The 25,297-nt window shown below is 41.3% G+C and carries 28 protein-coding genes and 1 other annotated feature; of the genes, 18 read left to right on the top strand and 10 right to left on the bottom strand.

Features of this window, described 5'->3' with window-relative positions:
• The first annotated feature begins 114 nt into the window (after nucleotides 1-114).
• Nucleotides 115-1,113 carry a phosphotransferase enzyme family protein gene (locus tag GY23_RS12460; RefSeq protein ID WP_075619549.1) on the top strand — a complete coding sequence of 333 codons (999 nt, stop codon included), beginning with the start codon at nucleotides 115-117 and terminating at the stop codon, nucleotides 1,111-1,113.
• Between the two features lie 39 nt (nucleotides 1,114-1,152).
• On the top strand, nucleotides 1,153-2,139 hold the full coding sequence (locus tag GY23_RS12455; protein WP_075619548.1) for a DUF4003 family protein: 987 nt from the start codon (nucleotides 1,153-1,155) through the stop codon (nucleotides 2,137-2,139).
• A gap of 208 nt (nucleotides 2,140-2,347) precedes the next feature.
• On the opposite strand, the gene trpA is transcribed toward GY23_RS12455, so the two are convergent.
• From trpA to trpE, 7 genes are read right to left on the bottom strand one after another with little or no spacing between them, the layout of a single operon-like run.
• The gene (gene trpA, locus GY23_RS12450; protein ID WP_075619547.1) at nucleotides 2,348-3,139 is read right to left on the bottom strand and encodes a tryptophan synthase subunit alpha; all 792 of its coding nucleotides are present in this window, start codon (nucleotides 3,137-3,139) and stop codon (nucleotides 2,348-2,350) included.
• Nucleotides 3,132-4,340, bottom strand: a complete 1,209-nt coding sequence (gene trpB / locus GY23_RS12445) for a tryptophan synthase subunit beta (protein ID WP_075619546.1) — start codon at nucleotides 4,338-4,340, stop codon at nucleotides 3,132-3,134. The genes trpA and trpB overlap by 8 nt, the downstream gene beginning before the upstream one ends.
• Before the next feature lie 2 nt (nucleotides 4,341-4,342).
• The gene (locus tag GY23_RS12440) at nucleotides 4,343-4,957 is read right to left on the bottom strand and encodes a phosphoribosylanthranilate isomerase (RefSeq protein WP_075619545.1); all 615 of its coding nucleotides are present in this window, start codon (nucleotides 4,955-4,957) and stop codon (nucleotides 4,343-4,345) included.
• Nucleotides 4,954-5,745, bottom strand: a complete 792-nt coding sequence (gene trpC / locus GY23_RS12435) for an indole-3-glycerol phosphate synthase TrpC (protein ID WP_075619544.1) — start codon at nucleotides 5,743-5,745, stop codon at nucleotides 4,954-4,956. The genes GY23_RS12440 and trpC overlap by 4 nt, the downstream gene beginning before the upstream one ends.
• Nucleotides 5,742-6,773 (bottom strand): anthranilate phosphoribosyltransferase, encoded by a 1,032-nt coding sequence (trpD, locus tag GY23_RS12430; RefSeq protein ID WP_075619543.1) that lies wholly within the window; start codon nucleotides 6,771-6,773, stop codon nucleotides 5,742-5,744. Before trpD ends, trpC begins: the two co-directional genes overlap by 4 nt.
• 40 nt (nucleotides 6,774-6,813) lie before the next feature.
• Nucleotides 6,814-7,380, bottom strand: a complete 567-nt coding sequence (locus GY23_RS12425) for an anthranilate synthase component II (RefSeq protein WP_075619542.1) — start codon at nucleotides 7,378-7,380, stop codon at nucleotides 6,814-6,816.
• Nucleotides 7,377-8,744: an anthranilate synthase component I gene (trpE, locus tag GY23_RS12420; protein ID WP_075619541.1), complete on the bottom strand. Its 1,368-nt coding sequence runs from the start codon at nucleotides 8,742-8,744 to the stop codon at nucleotides 7,377-7,379. The genes GY23_RS12425 and trpE overlap by 4 nt, the downstream gene beginning before the upstream one ends.
• 79 nt (nucleotides 8,745-8,823) lie before the next feature.
• Nucleotides 8,824-9,038: a binding site (T-box leader), on the bottom strand.
• A 329-nt stretch (nucleotides 9,039-9,367) separates the two neighbouring features.
• Between trpE and GY23_RS12415 the strand changes: the two genes are divergently transcribed.
• The 13 genes from GY23_RS12415 (at nucleotide 9,368) to GY23_RS12360 (ending at nucleotide 21,154) form a co-directional block, all read left to right on the top strand.
• Nucleotides 9,368-10,192, top strand: coding sequence for a M55 family metallopeptidase (locus GY23_RS12415; RefSeq protein WP_075619540.1), 825 nt, complete (start codon nucleotides 9,368-9,370; stop codon nucleotides 10,190-10,192).
• A 13-nt stretch (nucleotides 10,193-10,205) separates the two neighbouring features.
• Nucleotides 10,206-11,141 carry an ABC transporter permease gene (locus GY23_RS12410; protein ID WP_075619539.1) on the top strand — a complete coding sequence of 312 codons (936 nt, stop codon included), beginning with the start codon at nucleotides 10,206-10,208 and terminating at the stop codon, nucleotides 11,139-11,141.
• On the top strand, nucleotides 11,141-12,094 hold the full coding sequence (locus GY23_RS12405) for an ABC transporter permease (protein WP_075619538.1): 954 nt from the start codon (nucleotides 11,141-11,143) through the stop codon (nucleotides 12,092-12,094). The genes GY23_RS12410 and GY23_RS12405 overlap by 1 nt, the downstream gene beginning before the upstream one ends.
• Before the next feature lie 5 nt (nucleotides 12,095-12,099).
• Nucleotides 12,100-12,246: a hypothetical protein gene (locus tag GY23_RS18290; RefSeq protein WP_161487601.1), complete on the top strand. Its 147-nt coding sequence runs from the start codon at nucleotides 12,100-12,102 to the stop codon at nucleotides 12,244-12,246.
• Nucleotides 12,234-13,226, top strand: coding sequence for an ABC transporter ATP-binding protein (locus GY23_RS12400; protein ID WP_281251502.1), 993 nt, complete (start codon nucleotides 12,234-12,236; stop codon nucleotides 13,224-13,226). The genes GY23_RS18290 and GY23_RS12400 overlap by 13 nt, the downstream gene beginning before the upstream one ends.
• A 61-nt stretch (nucleotides 13,227-13,287) precedes the next feature.
• Nucleotides 13,288-14,919 (top strand): peptide ABC transporter substrate-binding protein, encoded by a 1,632-nt coding sequence (locus tag GY23_RS12395; RefSeq protein ID WP_075619536.1) that lies wholly within the window; start codon nucleotides 13,288-13,290, stop codon nucleotides 14,917-14,919.
• Between the two features lie 105 nt (nucleotides 14,920-15,024).
• Complete coding sequence (locus GY23_RS12390) at nucleotides 15,025-15,948, top strand: S66 peptidase family protein (RefSeq protein WP_075619535.1); 924 nt, start codon at nucleotides 15,025-15,027, stop codon at nucleotides 15,946-15,948.
• A gap of 18 nt (nucleotides 15,949-15,966) precedes the next feature.
• Entirely contained in the window at nucleotides 15,967-17,070 is a 1,104-nt protein-coding gene (locus GY23_RS12385; protein ID WP_075619534.1) for a mandelate racemase/muconate lactonizing enzyme family protein, read from the top strand.
• 13 nt (nucleotides 17,071-17,083) lie between these two features.
• The gene (locus GY23_RS12380) at nucleotides 17,084-18,025 is read left to right on the top strand and encodes a C40 family peptidase (protein ID WP_075619533.1); all 942 of its coding nucleotides are present in this window, start codon (nucleotides 17,084-17,086) and stop codon (nucleotides 18,023-18,025) included.
• A complete protein-coding gene (locus GY23_RS12375) occupies nucleotides 18,022-18,984 on the top strand; it encodes an ABC transporter ATP-binding protein (protein ID WP_075619532.1) in 963 nt (320 codons plus the stop codon). Before GY23_RS12380 ends, GY23_RS12375 begins: the two co-directional genes overlap by 4 nt.
• A gap of 134 nt (nucleotides 18,985-19,118) precedes the next feature.
• Complete coding sequence (locus tag GY23_RS12370; RefSeq protein ID WP_075619531.1) at nucleotides 19,119-19,595, top strand: acyl-CoA thioesterase; 477 nt, start codon at nucleotides 19,119-19,121, stop codon at nucleotides 19,593-19,595.
• A gap of 661 nt (nucleotides 19,596-20,256) precedes the next feature.
• Nucleotides 20,257-20,742 carry a peptide ABC transporter substrate-binding protein gene (locus GY23_RS12365; protein WP_075619530.1) on the top strand — a complete coding sequence of 162 codons (486 nt, stop codon included), beginning with the start codon at nucleotides 20,257-20,259 and terminating at the stop codon, nucleotides 20,740-20,742.
• 49 nt (nucleotides 20,743-20,791) lie between these two features.
• Nucleotides 20,792-21,154: a nuclear transport factor 2 family protein gene (locus GY23_RS12360; protein ID WP_075619529.1), complete on the top strand. Its 363-nt coding sequence runs from the start codon at nucleotides 20,792-20,794 to the stop codon at nucleotides 21,152-21,154.
• A gap of 49 nt (nucleotides 21,155-21,203) precedes the next feature.
• Here the strand turns inward: GY23_RS12360 and GY23_RS12355 are convergent, their stop codons facing one another.
• Complete coding sequence (locus GY23_RS12355; RefSeq protein ID WP_075619528.1) at nucleotides 21,204-21,839, bottom strand: histidine phosphatase family protein; 636 nt, start codon at nucleotides 21,837-21,839, stop codon at nucleotides 21,204-21,206.
• Between the two features lie 103 nt (nucleotides 21,840-21,942).
• Between GY23_RS12355 and GY23_RS12350 the strand changes: the two genes are divergently transcribed.
• Nucleotides 21,943-22,329, top strand: coding sequence for a hypothetical protein (locus tag GY23_RS12350; RefSeq protein ID WP_075619527.1), 387 nt, complete (start codon nucleotides 21,943-21,945; stop codon nucleotides 22,327-22,329).
• Nucleotides 22,330-22,367: 38 nt separating this feature from the next.
• On the opposite strand, the gene GY23_RS12345 is transcribed toward GY23_RS12350, so the two are convergent.
• A complete protein-coding gene (locus GY23_RS12345) occupies nucleotides 22,368-22,892 on the bottom strand; it encodes a GNAT family N-acetyltransferase (RefSeq protein WP_075619526.1) in 525 nt (174 codons plus the stop codon).
• Nucleotides 22,893-23,040: 148 nt separating this feature from the next.
• Between GY23_RS12345 and GY23_RS12340 the strand changes: the two genes are divergently transcribed.
• Together GY23_RS12340 and GY23_RS12335 are read left to right on the top strand one after the other, a co-directional pair.
• Nucleotides 23,041-23,775 carry a sulfite exporter TauE/SafE family protein gene (locus GY23_RS12340; protein ID WP_075619721.1) on the top strand — a complete coding sequence of 245 codons (735 nt, stop codon included), beginning with the start codon at nucleotides 23,041-23,043 and terminating at the stop codon, nucleotides 23,773-23,775.
• Between the two features lie 56 nt (nucleotides 23,776-23,831).
• Nucleotides 23,832-24,272 carry a YkvA family protein gene (locus GY23_RS12335; protein WP_084544128.1) on the top strand — a complete coding sequence of 147 codons (441 nt, stop codon included), beginning with the start codon at nucleotides 23,832-23,834 and terminating at the stop codon, nucleotides 24,270-24,272.
• Between the two features lie 62 nt (nucleotides 24,273-24,334).
• Here the strand turns inward: GY23_RS12335 and GY23_RS12330 are convergent, their stop codons facing one another.
• On the bottom strand, nucleotides 24,335-25,051 hold the full coding sequence (locus tag GY23_RS12330; protein ID WP_075619525.1) for a serine hydrolase: 717 nt from the start codon (nucleotides 25,049-25,051) through the stop codon (nucleotides 24,335-24,337).
• Between the last annotated feature and the right edge of the window lie 246 nt (nucleotides 25,052-25,297).

Here is a 25,297-nt window from a genome sequence, read left to right as displayed (position 1 = left end):
TAAAACGGTCAAATTAATCGGGAATATGTTTTGATTGAAGTTGTAAGTCTTTGAAAACATTCCGCATTCGATTTACGATGTAGATATACATAAAGGCAACAGAAAGGGACTAAAATGAATATTCTAGAACTCACAACCAAATTAAGTATTCTAAGCGAATCTGAAATTTCGGAAGTCGTTAAACTAGAAGGTGGTTTTCAAAATCATGTGTTTAGCTTTCAAATGGAGAATCGTCGATACATTGCACGCTTAACGCCCATTCAAAAAAGATCGATAGCACATATTGAGGCCGAACTTGCGTTTATTAATAGTGTGAAATTAAACCAAATCAAAACACCAGAAATCATAACCATTAAAGAAGAAAGAATATCCACGCTCAAGATAGACAATGAAAGGTTCTGGCTAACGGTTTTTCAATTCATTGATGACAAGCAAATCAATGTGGCTAATTTAACTCAATGGAATGCTCCGTTTTTTTACGAATGGGGAAAGACCATCGCTCAAATTCATCAAATAAACGAAGATTCGAAGATAATGATACAGCGGCCTAATTGGTTGGAAGATAGAGTAGGAGAAGTTAATCCCATTCCTTCACTGTTAACTGAAAGTGAAAAATGGGTAAAAGATATCTATGAAAACTTACTTGTTAAATTGACTTCATATCCGAGAACCAAACATAATTTCGGTCTGATTCATCATGATTTACATCAAGGGAATTTTTTCGTGACATCATCCAATCAATTGATTCTTTTTGATTTTGATGATTGTGCCTACAATTATTATGTTCAAGATCTTGCAACTTCCATCTACCATGCACTATGGACTGGTTGCTCCTTCCATCCACAGTGGTCCGATTTCAAGCAAGAATTTCTAAAACATTTCTTTAGCGGCTACAGAAGTGTAAAACCACTTACTAAAGATGACTTGATCCAAATCGGGTTATTTCTCCAATTGAGAGAATTGTTTTTGTATGTGTTGTTCAATAAATCATGGGTTACAGCCGACTTAGCAGAATGGCAGACAGAGAAAATAGTGGAGTTGGAGAACAGCTTACGTGCCAATAAAATTCCATATGAACAGGAATTAAGAGATTTTGCAGAACGAAACCTTTAATGAGTTTCCATCGTAAAGAAGGGAAGGAGAGTGGATGATATGACGATGGAACAGATCAAACATGATTTACAAACAACTTTTGAACAAGTAAAATCAGCAGTTGGTTGGTCGGTGGATAAAAAAATTTCATTATCAATTGCAAGTTACTATGTGACAACAGGTAAATCGGTTAACGGAAAACTTCTATTGGAAACTTCAGATGCCATTAAGAAAAAAGCTGGATGGTTTTCACCACTTCGATCACATATTCACTATATGATGGCCGCTTTTTTACAAAGTAATCACAAAGATGCATCAGTGGCGGTCGAAGAACTATTAAGTAAACAAGAATCCTTAAAGTCGGTTGGATTTAAATCGAATTCCTATTCCTATCTATCAGCAATTCTTTTGTCATCACATCCTAATCAACAAGTTGAAGAAGCGAAGCGAGCAAAAAGTTTATACGACGCAATGAAATCGCATCACCCCTTTTTGACACAAGCGGATGATTATCCATACGCGGTGATGTTGGGGAAATTAGAAGGGGACCCACAAGAGCGAGCAACTACAATGAACCGCTATTACGCGGAATTGCGTCCGCAAGGGTTTTATATGGGGAATGAATTACAATGGATGTCTCAAATATTGACGTACACTAGCCCAAAATATGATGCGTCAATGGTTTCCAAAGCAGTTCATATACGTGATCAACTTAAAAACTCAGGCGTAAAAGTAAAAATGACTCACTATGTAATGATCGGGTTTTTAGCGGTGTTAAGTAATAAAGACAGTGACATTCAGCACGTCATTGATACGTATCGAGAGTTGCAAGGAATGAAACTCTTCGGTTGGTATAAAGATATGATATTACCTCTGGCTGTGCAGCTGGAAACGAAACATTTAATTGAACAAAACGAAACAAGTGCAGTGAGTTTAGCCACCACAATCGAAATGCTTATGCAAGCTCAACAAGCCGCCATGATTTCTACAATGGTTGCAACCAATGCAGCCATTGCCGCTAGTAGTGGTAGTGACGGTTCTTCATGAGATTTTGAGTGAGATGGTTTTGATTGATAAAACGTTTAGTTTGATTGATAAATTCCCAGTCGATTCATCAATCTTCCAATCTGATTGATAAATTTTTCACAAGCCAACTTAGCACTCAAAAAGCGTCTCATTAACCAAATCTACTAGTTATTGAGACGCTCCACTAACTCAAAAAATAACTTGTGCATACACACAAGTTATCCCAAACTTACTTCACAGTATCAACTGTTTTCGAAGCCCCGATTAAATTTTTAATCATTTCAAAATCCCCCGCATGCAAGGCATCAACAATTCGACTTCCTACAATTACTCCATCTGCCAAATTGATCATTTCACGGACTTGCTCAGGAGTAGAGATGCCGAATCCAGCCATTACCGGAACGGAACTCACTTCTTTTAATTTCGCTAAGTGCGTTCCGACATTGGTTGCGAATTCCTTGCGCGCACCTGTTATACCGGTCACAGTTACCGCATATAAGAAACCTTCCGACGCTTTCGCAATCCGTTCTATGCGTTCTTGCGGGCTCGTCAAACTGACTAGTTGGATTAATGGGACATCATTTTTCCGCAAATCGCTGTGCAAGATAGCACTTTCTTCAAGCGACAAGTCAGGGATAATGACGCCACTTACACCCACGTCTGCACAATCCTTGGCAAACTGTTCAATTCCATATCGAAACACAGGGTTCAAATACGTCATTAAAACAATTGGAATCATCACTTCTTCACGCAAGCGACCAATTTCTTCTATCACTCCTTGCAATGTCACACCTGCTGCCAAGGCACGTTTGCCGGCTTCTTGAATGGTCGGTCCATCTGCAACTGGATCTGAGAAAGGAATACCGAGCTCAACCGCAGTGGCACCAGATTCCTGAAGAAAAAAGAGTTGTTGTCGTAGTTTTGCCAACCCGCCGTCGCCTGCCATAATATACGGAATAAAAGCTCTTCCTCCTGATGCCACTTGCAATTCAATGGCCGTTTGTAATTTGCCTTTAGTCATTTGCCACACCTCCAAGAGCATCTCGCACAGTGACCACATCTTTATCGCCGCGACCTGATAAACAAATGACGACGATTTCTTCTTCATTCATACTTGCTGCAAGTTCGCTTGCGTAATAAATTGCATGTGCGGATTCAAGTGCAGGAAGAATTCCTTCGGTACGAGCGAGTAATTGAACACCCGCCAACGCTTGGTCATCCGTAACAGATGTATAGGTCACACGGCCGTTTTCGTGTAAATAACTATGCTCTGGTCCAATCCCGGGATAATCGAGTCCTGCCGAGATGGAATGAGCTTCTTGAATTTGTCCCGCTTCGTCCTGTAATAAATACATCATGGCACCATGCAACACACCAACAGAACCTTTCGTCAAAGTAGCGGCATGTTTGTCTGTTTCCAGGCCAGCACCGGCTGCTTCAACTCCGTATAGTTTTACACCTGTGTCTTCAATAAATGGATAGAACATGCCCATCGCATTACTACCACCACCAATACAGGCAACAATGGCATCAGGCAGGCGACCTTCTTTTTCAACGATTTGCTTACGGGTTTCATCTCCAATGACACGTTGGAAATCTCGGACAATCTTCGGGAATGGATGAGGTCCCAAAACGGATCCCATAATATAGTGGGTATCTTCCACATGCGTCACCCAGTATCGCAGTGCTTCATTGACCGCATCTTTCAACGTTCCGCTGCCTTGCTTCACGCTGACGACTTTAGCACCTAGTAATTCCATTCTGAACACATTTAGCTGCTGACGGCGAACATCTTCTTCGCCCATGAAGACCACGCATTCTAAGTCAAATAATGCACAAACGGTTGCGGTTGCAACTCCATGTTGACCTGCACCTGTTTCGGCAACGATTTTTCTTTTGCCCATACGAACTGCCAGTAACGCTTGCCCGATTGTATTGTTAATTTTGTGTGCACCAGTGTGATTGAGATCTTCACGCTTTAAATAGATTTTTGCACCACCCATTTTTTTCGTTAGGCGTTCCGCAAAGTAAAGGGGGTTTTCACGTCCGACATAATCTTTCAAGTAATAACGAAATTCTTGTTGGAACTCTTGGTCCTTAATCGCTAATTCATATGCTTCTTCTAATTCAATAACAGCCTGCATCAAAGTCTCAGGAACAAAGCGTCCACCAAATCGACCGTAATGACCTGTTAGGTTTGGTTGGTTGTAGGTTGTGACCATGCTTATCTCTCCTCTTCTCGAACTGTATTTATAAATGCCCGAATTTTACCTGCATCTTTTCTATTCTCTGTCTCAACTCCGCTTGATACATCAACCATATAGGGCTTTACGATATGAATTGCTTCACTTATATTGTTCACATTCAGTCCACCCGCAAGAATCACTTTGTTAATAGGGATATTTACCTTTTGTAGCAAGCTCCAGTCAAAAGAGTTTCCAGAACCACCACGAAACTCATCACCGGGTGCATCGAATAAATAGTAATCGACTTCATATGTTGATGCCTTTTGCACATCTTCTTCATTCGTAATCGACAGGGCTTTGATTGTGGGAAGGGAAATACCACGCACATAATCCTGATTCTCATCACCATGGAGCTGAACCATATCAAGAGGAACTTCTCTTGCAATGCGTTCGACTTCTTCACGGGTTTCGTTAACAAAGACACCAATTTTCAAAATTCCATTTGGAACGGCTGTGGCTAGTGCCTTTGCTTGTTCAACAGTTACTTGACGTCTGCTATTCGCAAAGACAAAACCGATCGCATCAGCACCTGATTCGATGGCATTCAGTACGTGTTCACGTTCCATCAACCCACAAATTTTAACTTTGGTCATCGCATTTCACCGCGTTTCACATGTAATGAACTCAATGTTTCCTCCACATGTTCACTTCGCATCAATGTTTCTCCAACAAGAATGGCACTTGCGCCAAACTGTGCGACAAATGAAGCATCTGACGTGCTAACAATTCCACTTTCACTGATTAATACTCGTTTTTCATGAAAAGGGAAGTGTGCGGCAATTTCTTCGGTTTTGGTTAAATCAACGGTAAAGGTTTTTAAGTTCCGGTTATTGACCCCAATGAGTTGGGCACCGATTGATAAGGCACGTTGCAATTCATCCACGTCATGGACTTCAACCAAGACCTCCAAATCTAGACAGGTGGCATAGTCAAATAATTGTTGTAAGGTTTCTTGATCCATTGCAGCGACAATCAATAAAATAATGGATGCACCATATTCCTTGGCACGATCAATTTGTGCTTGATGAATCATAAAATCCTTACATAGAACGGGAAGATTGACTATGGCTGATACAGCCTGTAAATCTTGCATGGTTCCATTGAAAAATTGTTGATCGGTTAAAACGGATATGGCAGCAGCCCCAGCCTGTTCATAAGCCAATGCTTGATGGATTGGGTTGATATTTCCTTCAATTACCCCTTTCGAAGGGGAAGCCCGCTTGATTTCAGCAATGACATGTAAATGCTTCGCGTTAGTCAAGCGCTCAAATAAGGAAGGTTTATCAATGGCTGTTAATGTTGATGTATAGGGAGTTGGCTGACTTAGTAAATCGGCAACTTCCCGTTTTTTCACCTGTAAAATTTCCGATAAAATTGTCATAGCGTGCCCTCCAGTTGTTTTCGGTTTTGACTATAGGTAACAACCGATTCCAAAACATGCAGAGCTTGACCGCTCTCAATACTTTTTCGAGATAAATGTACACCTTGCTGAATGGTGGATGTCATGCCTGCGGTAAATAATCCGATGCCTGCATTTAATAAGACTGTATCTAAGTAAGGAGAAGCTTCTCCTCGTAAAACGCTTTTTAGTATGTCGGCATTTACTTTGGCATCCCCTCCACGAATAGCGTCTAAGGGGGCGGAAGATAAACCCACGTCTTGAGCATCTAATGTAAATGGAATACATTCACCCCGATTCATAAGCACGAGGTGGTTTTCTCCTGCCAGAGATGCTTCATCCATCCCGCCAGCTCCAGTTAAAACGACTGCCCGTTTTCGACCTAAGCGGTGTAAGACCGCTGCTAAGTTCATGAGTTTGTCTTGTCGATATACCCCAATCAATTGCGTGGTTAAGGGTGCAGGGTTTGTTAAAGGACCGATCATATTGAAAATGGTTGGTGTTCCTAACGATTTTCGAACGCCTTGAATTCGTTTCATTTTGGGATGGACATGTGGTGCAAATAAAAAGGCGATATTTGTTTGCCCGAGCATTTCGTCTACTTCGTCAGGTTGAAAATCTAATGCGATTCCGAGCTCTTCCAGAACATCAGAACTTCCTGTTCGACTGGAGATCCCTCGGTTCCCGTTTTTAACTATCTTCAATCCAGCACCTGCCAATACAAAAGAAGCAGTGGTACTGATGTTAAAACTGTGTGAACCATCTCCACCGGTCCCGCAATTATCAAAGACGACGGGGGTGGACAATGGAATTTTAATTGCATGTTCCCTAAGAACTTCTACTAAAGCGGTAATTTCTTCTGTTGTTTCGCCTTTCATCGATAGGGCAGTTAAGAAGTAGGCAATGTCTACTTCTGTAATCTCATCTGAAAACATCATGTTCGTTGCTTCTCTCATCTCTTGGTACGTCAATGAAATTCCTGCACGAACACTCTCTGTAAATTTTCTCATCTCATCTCTCCTCAACTAAGTCTGTCTGAAATTCCTCTGGCTAAGCTATATCTGTCAAAAATGCTTGCAAAATTTTGTCTCCATTCGGCGTCCCTATGGATTCCGGATGAAATTGCACGCCATAAAGCGGGTATTCGATATGTTGCATTGCCATAATGCTTTGATCGTCCATTGAGATGGCAGTAGGTTCGAAACATAATGGCAGTTCCGCTAGCACGAGCGAGTGATAGCGCATAACCGCTATAGGTTGTGGCAAGTAAGCAAACATCCCTGCATGTGTATGACGAACAGCAGAAACCTTCCCATGCATCACAAGTGACGCTCGTTCCATCTTTCCACCAAACGCCACACCCAGAAGCTGATGTCCCAAACAAACACCCAACATCGGAACTGTTTGATGAAACTCTTGAATGATAGATAAAGAATTTTCTTTATCATGAGGTGAGCCAGGTCCGGGTGATAATACAATGGCTGTTGGATTCATCTGGCAAATTTCTTCAATCGATATTTTATCGTAACGAACAACTTCAACGTCTTGTCCAAGGATGGAAAGACTTTGATACAAGTTATAGGTAAAAGAATCGTAGTGATCCAGTAGTAAGATCATGACAACACCTCGAGCAATGACTGCGTTTTGTGCAGAATTTCTTCGTATTCAGCTTCCGGAACGGAATCATACACAATTCCAGCCCCGGCTTGAACATATGCCATACGGTCTTTGACGACGATTGTTCGAATGGCTAAAGCAGTATCGATGTTTCCGTTAAACCCGATATAGCCGACCGCCCCTGCATAAACACCACGTTTCACATTTTCCAGCTCCTGGATGATTTGCATCGCTCGAATTTTGGGAGCGCCAGAAACCGTGCCGGCTGGTAAACAAGCAACTAATGCATCGAGGGGGTGGTGGTCGGCCTTTAACGTACCAGCCACTTCCGAAACGATATGCATCACATGTTGATACTTTTCAACCTCCATGTATTTTGTTAAATGAATGCTGCCAATTTCACAAATGTGACCTAAGTCATTTCTGCCTAAATCCACTAACATCCGATGTTCGGCAATTTCTTTTGGATCAGAAAGTAATTCTTTTTCAAGCATCGCATCTTCCGCTGGTGATTTGCCCCGTCTTCTCGTTCCAGCAATCGGATTTGTGGTGACTTGATTTCCTTGAATGCTTAGCAGACTTTCAGGAGAAGCTCCGAGTACTACGTGTTCATCGAAATCAACATAGAACATATATGGGGATGGATTTTCCTTTCTTAGTTTGCGATACAAAGCAAAGGGACTTCCTTCATAGGGCGTTTGTAAGCGTTGGGATAAAACCACTTGAAAAATCTCACCATTCACAATCTGTTCTTTTGCACGCTTTACGTTTTCGATAAACGTTTGTTTCGTCATATTGGAAATAAAGGGATGTGATGCTTGAATAGACACGTCTTCACATTCCTTTATAGCTAATTGCAGCTCGATTTCTACCATGTTGTTCGGGGTATTTCCCGTATGCAGGATCGTGACATCTTGTTTTAGATGGTCATAAATGACGATGGTTTCGTAAACAAGCAAATGAAGATCAGGCATAACTCGGTCATCTGGTAAAGCAAGACCAATGTTTTCGTACAGTGCGATTGTGTCGTAGCCGATATAGCCGACCGCACCGCCCATGAATGGAAAATCGTCCATGTCTACTACAGAGGGGAGTAACTTTTTTAACAGTTCAATGGGTTTGCCACTGTACTTAGTTGTTTCACCAGTTAAGAAAGAGGTTTCAACTAGTTCAGTCGCTAAACCGCGAAATTCCTTTACGGGATTTGCACCGATAAAAGAATAGCGACCGGATGCCTCATGTTTTAAGGAACTTTCAAGTAGAAACTTACGATTTCCTTGCAAGCGTTTAAAAATGGCTACGGGTGACAAGGTGTCACCATTCAATGTGATTCTTGCGGTTTTAAATGGTTTGGTGTGTACCATCTTAATCTCTCCTCTGCTCTGCTCAATCGTCTCCGGAAAACAAAAAAGTCCCCTGTACATGAACAGAAAAAGTTCATGTACAGAGGACGGAATGACCGTGGTGCCACCTCAAATTAAAAGCCAATTGCTCGCTCTCACTTTAGGACCTGTAACGTAGATCACACGTTTTCCCTTACTTACATTCTGGGAAACTCTCCAAAGGCCATTCACAACAAGTTGTCTATCAGCTTCCACCACCCGCTGACTCTCTAGAAAGACGAAGCTTGTGCTACTAATCTTTGTCATAGATTTTTCTCAACTATGCTCAACTCAACTCTTGGTGTTCTCACCGGCGATGTCGCTCCCGACACCTTCTGCCTGTATCCCGAACAAAAAAGTTGTTCCCATCGTATTACACAGATATTAAAAAGTCAACCTATTATGAATCCTCTTTTTTAATGATGACGAGCATAAATTTCCCCCAATGCACTACAAACAACTCCTACACTCTCTCGAAAAAAGAAAAGGACTAATATTATGATATTGAAATATTGCAAATAATTTGATAGTGTTTAATAATTATAGGTTGTAATTCATAGCCTAGATAGATGCATGAACCAAGATATGAGGGGGACATCACGAATATGAAATTTTTTATCTCGGTCGATATGGAAGGGATTACGGGTTTACCGGATCACACTTTCGTAGATTCGAACCAACACAACTATGAACGTGCCCGTCGTATCATGACGAATGAAGCAAATGCCATTATTGAAGGACTTCTTAAAAAAGGGGCAAAAGATATTCTTGTAAATGATAGTCATTCGAAAATGAATAACTTACTTGTGGAAGAACTAAATCCCGAAGCGATGCTCATAACGGGAGGGGTAAAACCTTATTCCATGGTGCAGTCGCTCGATGAAAGTTTTGATGGAGCGATTTTTGCAGGGTATCATTCACGTGCAGGTCAGCCAGGAGTTATGAGTCATTCGATGATTTTTGGAGTGCGTAATATGTACATAAACGACGTGGAAGTAGGAGAATTAGGCCTGAATGCTTATGTAGCAGGTCATTTCGGCGTGCCGGTCATTATGGTTGCCGGTGACGATGGTGCGTGCCGTGAAGCAGAAGCACTGATTCCAAACGTAACGACAGTGGCAGTGAAGGAATCAATTACGCGACAAGCCGTAAAGACCATGCATCCAACAAAATCGCGCGCCTTATTAACTGAACAAGTTCAAAAAGCGGTCGATAATCGTCATTTAGTAAAACCACTGGTTCCCCCAGAAAACCCGACGTTACGTATTGAGTTTACGAACTATGGCCAAGCCGAATGGGCAGCGCTTATGCCTGGTTGTGAAATTGAACCAGGGACAACGATTGTGAAATTTGAAGCAAAAGATATTTTGGAAGCGTACCGAGCGATGCTGGTTGAAATAGAACTAGCGATGCAAACGACGTTCTGTTAGGGGGCAACACAAAATGTTCTCTTATACCATCAAGCGTTTCTTGATGATGCTTGTAACCATCTTGATTATCGCGACATTAACGTTTATTTTAATGCACTCAATTCCTGGCTCACCATTCAACGAAGAACGTACAACGAATGAGGCCATTCAAGCCAATCTTGAGAAATTCTATAAATTGGATGAGCCATTACCGGTTCAATACGTGAATTACTTAAAATCAATTGTGACCTTTGATTTTGGTCCATCGATAAAAAAACCGAATGAAACGGTTAATGAGTTACTGGCACGTGGATTCCCAATCTCTCTCGAACTAGGGTTGACGACGATTTTGGTAGCAGTTTTGTCCGGGATTATACTTGGGACGTTTGCAGCCCTTAAACATAATGGCTTTATTGACTATTTTGCCATGACATTTGCGGTCGTCGGGATTTCGGTACCGAACTTTGTCCTTGCGACACTACTCATTCAAAAACTAGCGGTAGATTATAATATTTTCCCGCCTGCAACTTGGTCAAGCCCGATGCACATGGTATTACCTGTGCTCGCCCTCGCGACTGGCCCGATGGCAATCATCGCACGTTTGACACGATCATCGATGCTGGAAGTATTGACGCAAGATTACATAAAAATGGCGAGAGCGAAAGGTTTATCCCCATTCCGTATCGTCGTAAGACATGCTCTGCGAAATGCGTTAATGCCTGTCGTGACAATTATGGGCACGATGTTAGCCGGAATCCTGACGGGAACTTTCGTCATCGAGAAGATTTTCGCGATTCCAGGGATGGGGAAATACTTCGTGGAAGGAATAAATAACCGAGATTACCCAGTCATTATGGGAACAACCGTGTTTTATAGTTCATTCCTAGTATTCATGTTATTCCTTGTAGATATTGTTTATGGATTCTTGGATCCTCGTATTAAATTGCATAAGAAAGCGGGGGATGCGTGATGACAATTCACCACGAACAAACCAACGTGTCACCCAAAACGGTTCCAGACGAATGGTTTCGCAAAAAAGAGAAAGATTTAGTTGAAGCGGAAGCAGTTGTCCGTCCATCACTTTCCTACTGGAAAGATGCATGGCGCCGCTTACGCAAAAACAAATTAGCTATGACTGGTCTTGTCTTCTTGGGACTACTTGCCATTATGGCGATATTTGGTCCGATTTTCTCGCCTCACGCAGTGGACGATATGAACTTGCCGAATCAAAATCAAAGTCCTTCATCGGAGCATTGGTTTGGAACGGATGAAATGGGACGAGACGTCTTTACACGTACCTGGTACGGAGCACGTATTTCTTTATTCGTCGCTCTGGCAGCAGCTCTTATCGATTTCTTTATTGGTATCATTTACGGTGGATTTAGCGGGTATAAAGGTGGACGCACGGACACAGTAATGATGCGGATCATTGAAGTACTTTATGGCTTGCCACATTTATTAGTGGTTATTTTACTGATGGTAGTAATGGGACCAAGTTTAACAACGATCATCGTGGCCTTGACCGTAACGGGATGGGTTGGGATGGCGCGAATTGTACGCGGACAAGTACTGCAAATTAAGAACTATGAGTTTGTGACCGCGTCGAAGTCATTCGGTGCAAAAACGCCAAGAATTATACGACGAAATTTATTGCCAAATACAATGGGACCAATCATTGTTCAAATGACATTAACCGTGCCAAGTGCCATTTTCGCCGAAGCTTTCTTAAGTTTCCTTGGACTCGGAATTCAAGCACCATTTGCAAGTTGGGGTGTAATGGCTAGTGATGCTTTACCGGTTATTTTATCAGGACATTGGTGGCGACTATTCTTCCCGGCGTTCTTTATTTCATTTACCATGTTCGCATTTAACGTCCTTGGTGACGGACTACAAGATGCGCTCGATCCGAAGTTAAGGGGGTGACACTTTTGAATGAACATCAACTAGATCATGCCCATGAATTGGCGAAAGAAAAACGACAAGAAGTTGGTCGCAATCAACAAGCGGCAGCAACTATTGATACAACGAAAATGAAAAAAAGAAAGTCGTTTCCGATGAAATCATTTTGTCTGTAGATAATCTGCATGTGTCATTTAAAACGTATGGAGGAAGTGTACAAGCCGTTCGTGGCGTGTCCTTTGACCTTCGTAAAGGAGAAACTCTCGCAATCGTGGGTGAATCGGGTTGCGGGAAATCCGTGACATCAAATGCCATTATGGGGCTGATCCCACAGCCGCCAGGGAATATTTCAGACGGCAAAGTCATGTTCAAAGATTTAGAACTGACAAAGATGAATAAAAAGCAACTTCGCAAAGTTCAAGGTGTTGACATTTCGATGATTTTCCAAGATCCAATGACAGCGCTTAATCCAACGTTAACCATTGGGGAACAGTTGATGGAAGGAGTTCGAACGCATACAAATTCCAGCAAAGCGGAGGCAAAAGAAAAAGCCATTGCGATGCTGAGATTAGTAGGAATTCCGAATCCACAAGAACGTTTAAAGCAATTCCCTCATCAATTTTCCGGTGGGATGCGTCAACGAATTGTGATTGCCATCGCACTTATATGTGAACCGGAATTGCTGATTGCAGATGAGCCTACAACGGCACTCGACGTAACCATTCAAGCACAAATTCTGGAGCTATTTGAAGAAATACAAATAAAGACGGGCGTCTCAATTGTACTGATTACCCATGATTTAGGGGTAGTTGCGAAAATAGCAGACCGCATTGCCGTTATGTATGCAGGGAAAATTATTGAGATCGGCACCAAACGGGAGATTTTCTACACACCTCAACACCCTTACACACAAGGATTGTTGAATTCGGTGCCACGACTTGATTTGGTCGGAGAAGAACTTCAACCAATTGAAGGGACACCACCTGATTTATTTGCGCCACCAAAAGGGTGTCCATTCACAGCTCGCTGTCCGTTTGCGATGGAAGTATGTGATCATGTACATCCAGAAACGACGAATAAATCTTTTACGCATCGCGTAGATTGTTGGTTGCAAGATGAACGTGCACAAGCAATGTTAACGACTACACAGAAATAGGATAGCCGCGCAAAATGCGCATTATCATACAGTATTAACAACAAACCTAGGGGGAAAACGTATGAAGAAGTGGTACTTGTTTTTACTAGCAGCATTATTCGTTCTCGTACTGACAGCATGTACGGCTAAAGAAGACGCGGGAGAAAAGCCAGCTGACAAAGGCGATGACAAAGAAGTAGTGGCAGAAGAGAAAGTATTGCATTTAAATAACGGCGAAGAACCAACATCTTTTGATCCATCAATCGGTTTTGATGCAGTTTCATGGAACTCATTAAACAACTTGATGGAAGGGTTAACTCGTTTAGGTGAGGACCACCTACCACAAGAAGCAACAGCTGAATCAATCGACGTTTCTGAAGATGGTTTAACGTATACATTCAACATCCGTGAAGATGCAAATTGGTCAAATGGGGAACCTGTTACTGCAGGTGACTTCGTATATGGCTGGACACGTATGTTAGATCCAAACACTGCTTCACCAGCTGCATTCCTAGGTTACTTTATTGAAGGTGCAGAAGCATTCAACACGGGTGAAGGTGCAATAGAAGATGTAGCGATGAAAGCAGTAGACGAAAAAACATTTGAAGTAAAACTTACAGCACCAAATGATGCATTCTTAAATATTATTACGAATCCAAGTTTCTTCCCGGTTAATGAAAAAGTGGCAACTGCAAATGCAGAATGGTTCACTGAAGCAGATTCATTCGTAGGGAACGGACCGTTCAAATTAACTTCATGGGAACATGATGTGAAAATGGTATTCGAAAAAAACCCTGAGTACTGGGATGCAGACACTGTAAAACTCGACAAAGTGGAATGGGCAATGGTAAACGATTCGAATACAGAGTACCAAATGTATCAATCAAATGACTTGGATGTATCTGATGTACCTGCTGAGCTTTCTGAAACATTAATGGATAGTGATGAAGTACAAGTTGAAGACCAAGCAGGAACTTACTTCTACCGTTTCAACACAACGATGGAACCTTTTACAAATGCTAAAGTTCGTAAAGCATTCGCTATGGCTGTAAACCAAGAAGAAATCGTTGAATTCGTAACGAAAAACGGCGAAAAACCAGCAAAAGGTTTCGTAGCATACGGTTTCACGGGTCCAGACGGTAAAGATTTCCGTGACGCAGTCGGTGACCTAGTTGAATTTAACGCTGCAGAAGCGAAGAAATTGTTAGAAGAAGGAATGGCTGAAGAAGGCTGGGATAAACTTCCTGAAGTAACATTGACTTACTCGACTTCAGATACACACCAAAATATTGCAGTGGCTCTACAAGCTGGATATAAAGCTGCACTTGGAGTGGAAGTGAAACTTCAAAACGTGGAAGCAAGTGTATTCAGTTCAGAACAAAAAGCATTGAAATATCAATTATCACGTTCTTCATTCTTGCATGACTATGCAGATCCAGTGAACGCAATTGAAAGCTTTATTACTGGTTCTTCGATGAACCGTACAGGGTGGTCAAATGCTGAATTTGACAAGTTAATTACTGACGCAAAAGCAGAAACTGATGCTGCTGCACGTTGGCAGTACCTAATGGATGCTGAGAAAGTACTGTTTGAAGAAATGCCGATTTTCCCAATCCACTTCTATAACCAAGTATCATTACAAAAACCAAATGTATCAGGAATCGTACATCATCCTGTTGGTTACTTGGACTTGAAATGGGCAGATAAAAAATAAGAAGTTGCGGCGTCTAATTGGACGCCGCACCCTTCTGTTTTTAAAAGAAGTTATACTTATCTCTGTAACTTGTTTTAAAAACAGTAGAAGAGAGGACTATCACATATGCGAATTAGACCACAAAGATTACAAAAAGGGGACACCATTGGAATTATCGCCCCATCGAGTCCACCAAACTTAGAAAATCTACAACGATCGCTGGCATTTATTGAACAATTAGGACTGAAGGTCAAAATGGGCAAACATGTAGAAAAAGTTCATGGCTATTTAGCGGGAACTGATGATGAAAGATTAGAGGATTTGCACGATATGCTGGCAGATCCGGATGTCAAAGGCATCATCTGTGCTGGAGGTGGGTACGGAGCAGGACGTTATTCTGACCGCATCGATTTTCAATTAATGGCGGAACAACCGAAGATCTTGTGGGGCTACAGCGATATTACGTTTTTACACACGACGATTGGTCAATTTGCAAATGTCGTCACTTTCCATGGACCAATGTTAGCGTCCGATGTCGGAAAAGAAACGTTCCATGAATTATCGGCTCGTATGTTTGGACAATTGTTTGAACCGATTGAACTTCACTATACAGAAGACATATCCACTTTGACGACAATTACCGGTGGGGTAGCCCAAGGTGAATTAGTAGGTGGAAATTTATCGCTTCTCGTTAGTGCACTTGGCTCGAAATATGAAATTGATACACGAGGTAAGCTGTTATTAATTGAGGATGTGGATGAAGAGCCTTACAAAGTGGATAGTATGTTGAATCAATTGCGATTGGCTGGGAAATTACAAGAAGCAACAGGAATCGTTGTCGGTGATTTCGCACGAGCTGAACCGAAAAAACGAAAAACCACGTTAACGCTCGATGAAGTATTGCAGCATTACTTAGGGGACTTAGGAAAGCCAGTAGTTGCAGGATTTAAAATTGGACATTGTGAACCACACTTCGCGGTTCCACTAGGTACGGAAGCCCGACTAGACGGCGATTCGAAGTCGCTCACAATTTTACCAGGCGTTAACTAAACGGAGGGGGAAACGACCATGATTCTACACTCAATTGAAACCTTTTCGGTTGCGGTTCCACTAACGAAACCTTTTAAAACAGCACTTCGCACCGTGACGCTTGCAGAATCTATATTCGTGAAAGTGATCACTGAAGATGGCTATGTAGGCTGGGGAGAAGCGCCACCGACGCACGTCATTACAGGTGATTCACTAGGGAGTATTGAATTTGCCGTCGATCAAGTTATTGGACCTCAACTTCTAGGGTTGGATTTACGACATCCGGAGCGAGTGTTCCAAAAACTGCATCGCTCCATGGTCGGAAATACAAGTGCAAAAGCGGCGATTGATATGGCACTGCATGATTTGCTAGGTCAACTTGCCGGGTTACCACTAGTCACGTTACTTGGGGGTTATCGAGATACCATAGAGACCGATTTCACGGTCAGTGTCAACGACGCCATTGAAATGGCTGACGATGCGGCAGGCTATGTAGCGAATGGATTTAACGTATTGAAAATCAAAGTCGGCATCGATGATATCGCGAAGGACGTAGAACGCATTCGTGCCATTCGCGAAAAAATCGGATATGACACGAAACTTCGACTGGATGCCAACCAAGGATGGGAAGCGAAAGAAGCAGTTCGTGCCATCGGGCAAATGGAAGACGCAGGACTTGATATTGAACTAATTGAACAACCAGTAAAAGCACAGGACATCGAAGGATTACAACATGTTACGCTTCATACGCACACACCAATCATGGCGGATGAAAGTATATTTTCACCTAAAGATGCCCTTCGTGTATTGCAAATCCGTGCAGCTGATTTAATCAACATCAAGTTAATGAAGGCGGGCGGGATCTATAAGGCCTTGAAAATTAATGCGCTAGCAGAAAGCTATGGGGTCGAATGTATGACGGGAAGTATGATTGAAACGAAACTTGGGATCTCTGCTGCTGCACACTTTGCAGCGAGCCAACCAAACGTGACACGTTTTGATTTCGATGCACCGTTACTTCTTGCAGAAGATATCGTAGAAGGCGGAGTGATCTATGATGGCAGACACATTCGATTTTCTACTAAGCCTGGACTGGGAATACATACAGCTTTAATGAATCAACGATTACAAGGCAAAGAGTAAGGGGGATTATCACATGTCAGTTCAGTCATCCACAACTTGGGTTTGCTCCGTGGCGGTCGCGACGGTTTGGACGTCACCAGAGTCAGCACGTGAACTAGATACACCAGGATTAGAAAATCCAGTTCGAGTAACAAAATGGTTAGAAACGTCGAAGTTTGAGGACTTGCTCGATCTATGTGATGGGAACCGGGTCCAAACACAATTGATTTATGGGGAGCCTGTATTAATCGACGAAATCAAGGGTGATTGGGCCAAAGTCATTTGTACATGGCAATCATCCAAAAAAGATGAGCGTGGCTATCCTGGTTGGGTACCGGTTGCACAATTAAAAGAAATCGAACGGATTTCAGGTCTCGGATATGCCAAAGTTCTCCAAAATAAAGTACAAGTTTGGACGACGGACCAAAAACCTCTGCTGGTTGTTCCATTCAACACCATTTTACCGGTCATCAATCATAACGCTCAGTTTACAACCTTATATACACCACATGGAGAAGTGCTAATCAAGAGTGAAGATCTCGAACTTGCACCAGGTGTGAATGCTTTTGACAAGCGTACTGGAAAAGAAGTTGTAGCAAGTGCATCAACATTTTTAGATCTTCCTTATTTCTGGGGAGGAATGTCGTCTTATGGCTACGACTGTTCTGGTTTTAGTTATCACATGTTGAGAGCACATGGCTATTTGATTCCTAGAGATGCTGGCGATCAAGCAGAAAAGGGAAGAGAAGTAAATCAGGCTGACCAAAGTAAGTGGCAAGTTGGAGATTTACTGTTCTTTGCAAATATCGGTTCTGCTAATGTACGTCACGTTGGTATTTATATAGGCAATGGGCAAATGATTCATTCGCCGTCAACAGGGCAAGCAGTAGAAATTATCGTCCTTGAGGGAACAAAATTTGTAGACGAATTGTGCGCGGTAAGACGCTACGCAAGGACAGAGGAGGAAGCGTCATGACCACTCAAGTATTACTCGAAGTAAAAGACTTAAAACGTCATTTTGATTTAGGGAAAAATCAAACATTAAAAGCAGTAGATGGCATTAGTTTTGATATTTATCAGGGAGAAACATTCGGTCTAGTTGGGGAATCAGGCTGTGGGAAATCAACAGCTGGTCGCACAATAATGGGCTTGTACACGAGTACGGATGGTGAAGTGAAGTACAATGGCAGTAATGTTCATGCAATGGGTGAAAAAGAACGGTATAACTTTTTACGAAATATGCAAATGATTTTCCAAGACCCGTATGCATCACTTAATCCACGATCCACAGTTTTTGAAATCATTGCGGAACCGATGGAAGTGCACGGCTTACATAAGAAAAAAGAATCGATGCAACGTCGTGTTTATCAGCTACTTGAAGATGTTGGATTAAATCGCGATCACGCAAACCGTTATCCTCATGAATTTTCAGGGGGGCAACGCCAACGGATTGGGATTGCCCGTGCATTAGCACTCGATCCAGATTTCATCATTGCCGATGAACCGATCTCAGCGCTTGATGTATCGGTCCAAGCCCAAGTGGTAAAACTTCTACAAAAGTTGCAGAAAGAAAAAGGATTAACTTACTTGTTTATCGCACATGATTTATCGATGGTCAAATACATTTCAGATCGAATCGGCGTGATGTATTTAGGGCATATGGTTGAGTTGACGACAAGTGATGAGTTATATGCAAATCCGCTACATCCCTACACACAGGCACTATTATCTGCCATCCCGATTCCAGATCCGGATATTGAAGAATCACGGGAACGAATTTTATTACAAGGTGAATTGCCAAGTCCGATCAATCCGCCTTCAGGCTGTGTGTTTAGAACACGTTGTGCACATGCTATGGATGTATGCGCACAAAGAAAACCAGCTTGGAAAGAGCAAGAACCTGGTCACTTTGTTGCTTGTCATTTGTACCAGTGAACTTTGAATTAAATTTTCCTTCTCATTCCGCACGGGGAATAATCATTTCGGATTTGAGCATGCTTTCCGCACGCGCGGTTATACTCAATCAATGATACACTTCTAGAATGACCGTGAATGAGGGAGAGAAAATCATGACAAACAAAGTACCTATGAGTCAGTCACGAACGATTCAAACACATTTAGTATTACCACCAGATACGAACCACCACGGAACTATTTTCGGGGGACGGGTATTATCGTATATAGATGAAATTGGAGCTATTACAGCAATGAAACATTGCAAAATGCCCACCGTCACAGCCTCAATCGATTCCGTAGACTTTTTATCATCTGCACGCGTAGGCGATGTATTGGAAATGGAAGCAATCGTAAGCTCTACAGGACGTACGTCTATGGAAGTCTATGTACGTGTGCAATCGATGAACTTATTGACAGGGGAAACGAAGCTGACAACCGAATCCTTTCTAACGTTTGTGGCCGTTGAAGATGGTAAACCAATGCCTGTTCCCGGTATTATTCCCGAAACAGAAAACGAAAAGCTTCTGTTTGAAACGGGTCCCGCACGACGAGAACATCGGAAACAACGCATTCAAATGAAACTAAAATAATCAAGGAGCGGTAGCAATTGGCTGCCGCTTCTTTTTATGTACAATCAATCATAGAGCGTAAACTCATATAATAAAGTGTTAAGAATAAAAGAGGCGTACATGGCTTATCGCTGAATTCCAGATATTGAATTAATGCCTGATACACTTCAAGAGTCAGATGAACTGATTAGTGAGGTAGTAAAACTTTATAAAAAGCATGGCGCAAAGCTTGATCTGATACAACCACACAATGGTAATATACATAAAGTGATGAGTTAACTCATTTTGAAACATTGAGTGAATTAGATGAATTAATGGAGAAAGCAGGAAAAGACACAGAGTATGCGGCTTTTGAATAGAAATATCACGGGTTGATGCTCAAACCGGTATGCAATCTGTATTCAAAAGTTGATTTCTGAGAATCGAAGCGTTGGCGTAACTGCCATCGCCTTTTTAAATGTGGTAAATATTGGATGAATCCGATTAAAAGTGCCATTATGCCGAATAAACTCAATATTATGCCGATTAATAAGCAGTTTATGCCGAATATAATAGGGATGATGCCGAATAAATTACTATAACTGGATTATCTGTGTCAAAAAAACGCATTCAACTAAAATTGATATAAAAATAGTAACGATTTAATCGCTCAGTTCGTCTAAAAGTAAAAGGGGGAATTCAATTGAGAATAATCAATTTTACTTTTGTTATCATTTTAGCTCTACTGCTTTCCGCGTGCACCAATGGGGAAAATCCACAAGAGCATGTAACGGAAATTTATAGCGTTGCATTGAATTCAATCATGAAAGAAGATCCGGGTCTAAATGATGACATGGATTATATAGCGGTAGATTTCACCAACATAAATGATTTGGCTGAAAAAGAAAAAGAGGAGATTGTAAGTACCATTCAGAAAGAATATGGAGTGGATGTCATGATTGCTACATTTGAAGAACTAAAGGAAAAGGGGCTATCCGATCTCGATACTGGAGAATTGTATGGAGTGCTTCTAAAACTGGATAAAGTTGATTTCAAATTAAATAACGAAATCTTTTTTGAAGCGTCAAAATATCGATCAGGACTTGGGGCAATTGGTGTGGAAGGCACCATTCATTTCATCGATGGAGAATGGGAAATCAAAGAATTGACTCACATATGGATGAGTTGATTAAAAGAAATTCCAAATATCTAATGAATTCATAAAAAGGGGAATGAATATGGAAAGTGGATATTCGTTAAAAGAACAGTTATATCAACTAGAAGAAAAATTGTTAACACCCAAAATTCGCACCTCTCAAAATGAGCTTAATCAACTACTTGCCGATGATTTCTTTGAGTTTGGAAGTTCAGGCAGGGTCTTGTACAAAGACGTGATGATTGGTGAAGAGGGAATAGGTGTGGTCAAGATGACTTTAAGTGATTTTGACATACATCCATTGTCTGAAGGGATCGTGTTAGCTACATACCGAATTTTTAATGAAAACAAAAACCAACATACTTTGCGTAGTTCAATATGGAAATTAATAAATGGAAGATGGCAAATGATGTTTCATCAAGGGACCATCTCGAGTCTTGAATAGACTGAAAAATAGAAACCACCATCCAATAACGGAAGGTGGTTTAATTATTTCACTGAACGTTAGCAGACCCCTTCGCTTCTTCCGCATGAGACATATCCCCAACCATCGTCAGTTCCCGACGATTGGTGTCGATTTCCAACACTGTAAGACTGGTTCCATGAATGAAGGGGGGATCCCACAACAATTCCAGATCGGCACCACTAAAGTGGTTGATTAAACACTTTTTAACGACGCCATGTGTGACAATCAGCACGTTGCCATTAGGATGAGCTGCGGCAATCTCGTCAATTGCTCGCAACACGCGTTCTTTCAGAGTGTGAAAATTTTCACCTGTGGTTGATTTATACTGACTTGGTCGTTCATAATATATTTTTAGCTGTTCCGCGTAATCTTGTTCGATATCTGCAGTGAGTTTTCCTTGCCATTCCCCTACATGTATTTCTCGTAAATCCTCTTTTTGAATGAGTGGAAGATCACGTTCGCCGATAATGAGTTGTGCTGTATGGATCGTGCGACCGCTTGTGCTGCTATAGACAGCATCAAGTGGCACACTTTGGAGACGTTTGCCCAATTGAGATGCAGCCGCCATTCCGATATCAGTCAAGGGGGAATCTGCCCAGCCTTGCATGCGTGATTCTACATTCCATTGTGTTTGGCCATGTCGCGTTATATATAATGTCAGCATGTGTATCCTCATTTCTAAAATAATGGAATATTTTCTCTAATTTTCCCAAAGATGAAACTTTTCGGAAGGTTTTACGTAATACTTACAAAGGAGAGGAATTATCTTGCTATCATACATCGATAAGTATCAAAACGTATTGTTAAGTGTTTTTCTAATTGCATATATCTTGAACTCAATTTACATAGGTTCTGGCAATCTTTCGCTCGTTCTTTTCTTCTTTGTTGTCATCATTCAAATCATTCGTCTACGAAAACACATAAAGCAATTATCGTTCATTCAGTTAGCTGCAATCGTTGGAATCTTACTAGGGGGTCTGACAGGACTCGTTCTGGTAATAACATGGCTGAACCATGTAATCAACATAGGGATGCTGTCGTTCCCGGATTGGCTGATTAGCGTCATCCATATTACATTGATTCTTGTATTTTTAATAACCGTAACAGCCATTGTTCAAAAGCAATTTCTACGTTTTACCTGTTCCAAAACATAACAAGGAGGATGCCGGCTATGTTGGCATCCTTTTTTAATTCAAATTAAAACAACTTCTGAAGTTAGCAATCCATATAAGTGCATGTCATGTCGCTTGCCATCGCGTTGTAAAAACTCCCGATACGTACCTTCGTGTTTGAAACCAATGGATTCATAGAGTTTAATGGCTCCTGTGTTATAGCTGAAGACAGTAAGCTGCAACCGATGTAGGTTCAGTTCGTTGAACGCATAATTTACCAGCAGTTGCATCGTTTCTTTCCCAAACCCCTTCCCTTGATAGTGTGGTCCGAGAGCAATCGAAACCCAAGCAACTCGATGCGACCAAACGATATCCTCAATGGCACAAATCCCTAAAAATTCCTCTGAGTCAAGCGGGCGAATAGCAAATCGAAAATGGCGATCGGAATGAGAATCGACTAATTCATTGGCATTTTTCTCGGATTCTTCGCGAATAGGCGAAGAATTATAGTAACGACCAAATGATTCGATACTATTCCATAAGCGATAAGTTGGTAAGTCTTCTTTTCTCATTGCAGTAAGGCGGATTTTTGAACCACTGAACATGAGCGAGTCTCCTTGTCATAAGTTTTTCTTATAGAACATCATTATATCATCGTCATTTTCTTATTTCGAGACACGAAGTACAATAAACAAGAATAGAAGTATATGCTTGTTGTTAGACATCGTGAAATCAAGAAAGACGGGTGGAAAAATGGATTATTTTCTGTTGTTTTTGATCGGCATAACAGCTACTACCATAGGCACACTTGCAGGGGGTGGCGGATTAATTAGTTTACCAACGATGTTATTACTTGGCATGCCCATTCATTCAGCGATCGGTGCAAATAAAGTGTCCAACACGATTAGTTCATTCTCAAGTTTCTTTACCTTATATAAACGGAAACAAATCTCACTCAAGGAATCGTTTTGGCTCATCCCAATCAGTTTAGGGGGAGGAGTCACCGGAGGGTTTATCGCTTCGCAATTATCATCAGAAAACTTATATATAATTGCCGTATGCTTACTAACCTTTGCTTTCTTGACCTCATTTATTGGTAAAGGTAATTTCTCTGGGAGTGAGCCGCTAAAACTTTCCCCTCTAAGTGGAAGTGGTTTATTTGGAATCGGAATCTATGATGGTTTATTTGGTCCAGGTCAAGGTACACTTATGCTCTATTTGTTCAGTTTCCTGAATATTGCCTACGTAAAATCAGTAGGATTAGTGAGACTTGCCACTTTTTCAAGTTGTTTCGGTGCAGCCATCAGCTATATCGCTTCAGGAGTGGTGATTTGGCCGCTAACGCTCGCATTAATGGCTGGGTCCATAACAGGTGCTCAACTAGGTGTCCGCATTGCTGAAAAAATTAAACCACAGTACGTCAAACCTATTCTTCGAGTAATCACGGCACTATTAATTGTTCAATTACTCATTGACAATATTCGATAGTATTGTTTGCAAACTTCTACCTAACAGGACATAATGTTGAAAAAGGAGGAATCCACATGACGAAACAAGAAGAAAAATATAAACATATACTAAATGAGATAGATGCTCAGAAAAATATTGAAAGCTCTGAAATGCATTATTCGGATGATAAGTTTTGGGATAAATTGTTGAAATACGGTAAAAAAGCAGGCGAGAAGAGTGTGTATTACAGTTTATTGCTCTATTACACAGCTCAAAATCCTGCAGTCCCAAAATCAGCAAAACTAACGATCATTGGTGCATTGGGTTATTTAATCTTCCCAATTGATTTAATTCCTGATTTCATTCCAGTGATCGGACTAGCTGACGATGCAAGTTTAATCGTGTATGCCCTTTATCAAGTGATGTCTCATGTTGATGAACCAACGAAACAACGTGCTCATGAGAAAATGAAATCCTGGTTTGGTGATAACTATAATGACGGAAACATGGATCAACAATTCTTGCCTAAATCCTAAAAGAGCGAACCTTCCTGGTCTCGTTCTTTTTTTGTGGTTCATTTCGAAATCTCCAAAATGACTTATAAATTCCCAATCATTTTTCCGAATTCATGTAGAAGAACTCGTCCTCGTTCATTTGGACCTTCAGTTAAACCAACAAATAACCCGACTTGTCCTTTATGAACAAAAAAACCAACATCATGTTCAACATCATCTAGTTCCCCTGTTTTATTGAAGAAGACCACTTGTTCATTTTTCACACCAGCAGGAACTTTATCTTGAAATTGCTGTTTTTCCAAAATGCGAAGCATGTCGTGAAATGAAGGCGAGCTTGCCATGGATCGTAAACACGCCACCACGTCGCGTGTACAAATGAAATTGTCACGTCCCTCATCAATAGCAATTTGATCTCTCATTTTCCGGCCCAATACTGATTTCGTCATGCCAATATGTTGTAAATATTTGTTTAAACGATGGAATCCATAGTGCTTGATTAATAAATTGGTTGCCGTATTATCAGACACGACAATCATTAAAGCATGTAAATCTCGTACTGTGAAAGATCGAGATTTAGTAACAAGAGCTTGTAAAACTCCAGCGCCATCAACGAGATCAGCTGGTGTGACTTTAACTTGTTCATGTAAGTCTTTTGCTTGTTGATAGCCGTACAAAAAAATGGGTAGCTTTATTACGCTAGCCGCTCTGACAACTTCGTCAATACCTCTGGAAATCTGCACCACCCCGATAGGGTACTCCATATGCAAACCGTATTTCCCGGGAAATTCAGATATCATCATCATCACACATCCTTTTTATTAGTTTAATCTAAAAACTGTGACAATTAAATACTATTAAATTTAAGCGATGTTATATTTCATTGTTGATTTTGATTTATTAATATTGAGCAAGACTGCGGAGCTGTTTTGCGGGAGGGTTTAACATAGCCAAATTATAAAATATGTTAAATTAGCTGAAAATCTTGAATGAAATGAAGGTGCAAATGTACGATAACAATGGATTAGTTTACAAGTTAAAGTTTAATA

The sequence above is a fragment of the Paenisporosarcina indica genome (genome assembly GCF_001939075.1).
Classification (GTDB): Bacteria; Bacillota; Bacilli; order Bacillales_A; family Planococcaceae; genus Paenisporosarcina; species Paenisporosarcina indica.
This window is presented reverse-complemented; position numbering and strand designations above follow the sequence as displayed.

What these genes read in the sequence shown, in the direction of transcription:
- GY23_RS12385 (WP_075619534.1), top strand. Translation starts at nt 15,967, where the DNA reads ATGATTCTACACTCAATTGAAACCTTTTCGGTTGCGGTTCCACTAACG.
- GY23_RS12455 (WP_075619548.1), top strand. Translation starts at nt 1,153, where the DNA reads ATGACGATGGAACAGATCAAACATGATTTACAAACAACTTTTGAACAA.
- GY23_RS12460 (WP_075619549.1), top strand. Translation starts at nt 115, where the DNA reads ATGAATATTCTAGAACTCACAACCAAATTAAGTATTCTAAGCGAATCT.
- GY23_RS12425 (WP_075619542.1), bottom strand. Translation starts at nt 7,380, where the DNA reads ATGATCTTACTACTGGATCACTACGATTCTTTTACCTATAACTTGTAT.
- GY23_RS12380 (WP_075619533.1), top strand. Translation starts at nt 17,084, where the DNA reads ATGTCAGTTCAGTCATCCACAACTTGGGTTTGCTCCGTGGCGGTCGCG.
- GY23_RS12375 (WP_075619532.1), top strand. Translation starts at nt 18,022, where the DNA reads ATGACCACTCAAGTATTACTCGAAGTAAAAGACTTAAAACGTCATTTT.
- GY23_RS12340 (WP_075619721.1), top strand. Translation starts at nt 23,041, where the DNA reads ATGGATTATTTTCTGTTGTTTTTGATCGGCATAACAGCTACTACCATA.
- GY23_RS12355 (WP_075619528.1), bottom strand. Translation starts at nt 21,839, where the DNA reads ATGCTGACATTATATATAACGCGACATGGCCAAACACAATGGAATGTA.
- trpB (WP_075619546.1), bottom strand. Translation starts at nt 4,340, where the DNA reads ATGGTCACAACCTACAACCAACCAAACCTAACAGGTCATTACGGTCGA.
- trpD (WP_075619543.1), bottom strand. Translation starts at nt 6,773, where the DNA reads ATGAGAAAATTTACAGAGAGTGTTCGTGCAGGAATTTCATTGACGTAC.
- GY23_RS12390 (WP_075619535.1), top strand. Translation starts at nt 15,025, where the DNA reads ATGCGAATTAGACCACAAAGATTACAAAAAGGGGACACCATTGGAATT.
- GY23_RS12335 (WP_084544128.1), top strand. Translation starts at nt 23,832, where the DNA reads ATGACGAAACAAGAAGAAAAATATAAACATATACTAAATGAGATAGAT.
- GY23_RS12410 (WP_075619539.1), top strand. Translation starts at nt 10,206, where the DNA reads ATGTTCTCTTATACCATCAAGCGTTTCTTGATGATGCTTGTAACCATC.
- GY23_RS12370 (WP_075619531.1), top strand. Translation starts at nt 19,119, where the DNA reads ATGACAAACAAAGTACCTATGAGTCAGTCACGAACGATTCAAACACAT.
- trpC (WP_075619544.1), bottom strand. Translation starts at nt 5,745, where the DNA reads ATGACAATTTTATCGGAAATTTTACAGGTGAAAAAACGGGAAGTTGCC.
- trpA (WP_075619547.1), bottom strand. Translation starts at nt 3,139, where the DNA reads ATGACTAAAGGCAAATTACAAACGGCCATTGAATTGCAAGTGGCATCA.
- GY23_RS12360 (WP_075619529.1), top strand. Translation starts at nt 20,792, where the DNA reads ATGGAAAGTGGATATTCGTTAAAAGAACAGTTATATCAACTAGAAGAA.
- GY23_RS12415 (WP_075619540.1), top strand. Translation starts at nt 9,368, where the DNA reads ATGAAATTTTTTATCTCGGTCGATATGGAAGGGATTACGGGTTTACCG.
- GY23_RS12405 (WP_075619538.1), top strand. Translation starts at nt 11,141, where the DNA reads ATGACAATTCACCACGAACAAACCAACGTGTCACCCAAAACGGTTCCA.
- GY23_RS12395 (WP_075619536.1), top strand. Translation starts at nt 13,288, where the DNA reads ATGAAGAAGTGGTACTTGTTTTTACTAGCAGCATTATTCGTTCTCGTA.
- GY23_RS12345 (WP_075619526.1), bottom strand. Translation starts at nt 22,892, where the DNA reads ATGTTCAGTGGTTCAAAAATCCGCCTTACTGCAATGAGAAAAGAAGAC.
- GY23_RS12330 (WP_075619525.1), bottom strand. Translation starts at nt 25,051, where the DNA reads ATGATGATATCTGAATTTCCCGGGAAATACGGTTTGCATATGGAGTAC.
- GY23_RS12440 (WP_075619545.1), bottom strand. Translation starts at nt 4,957, where the DNA reads ATGACCAAAGTTAAAATTTGTGGGTTGATGGAACGTGAACACGTACTG.
- trpE (WP_075619541.1), bottom strand. Translation starts at nt 8,744, where the DNA reads ATGGTACACACCAAACCATTTAAAACCGCAAGAATCACATTGAATGGT.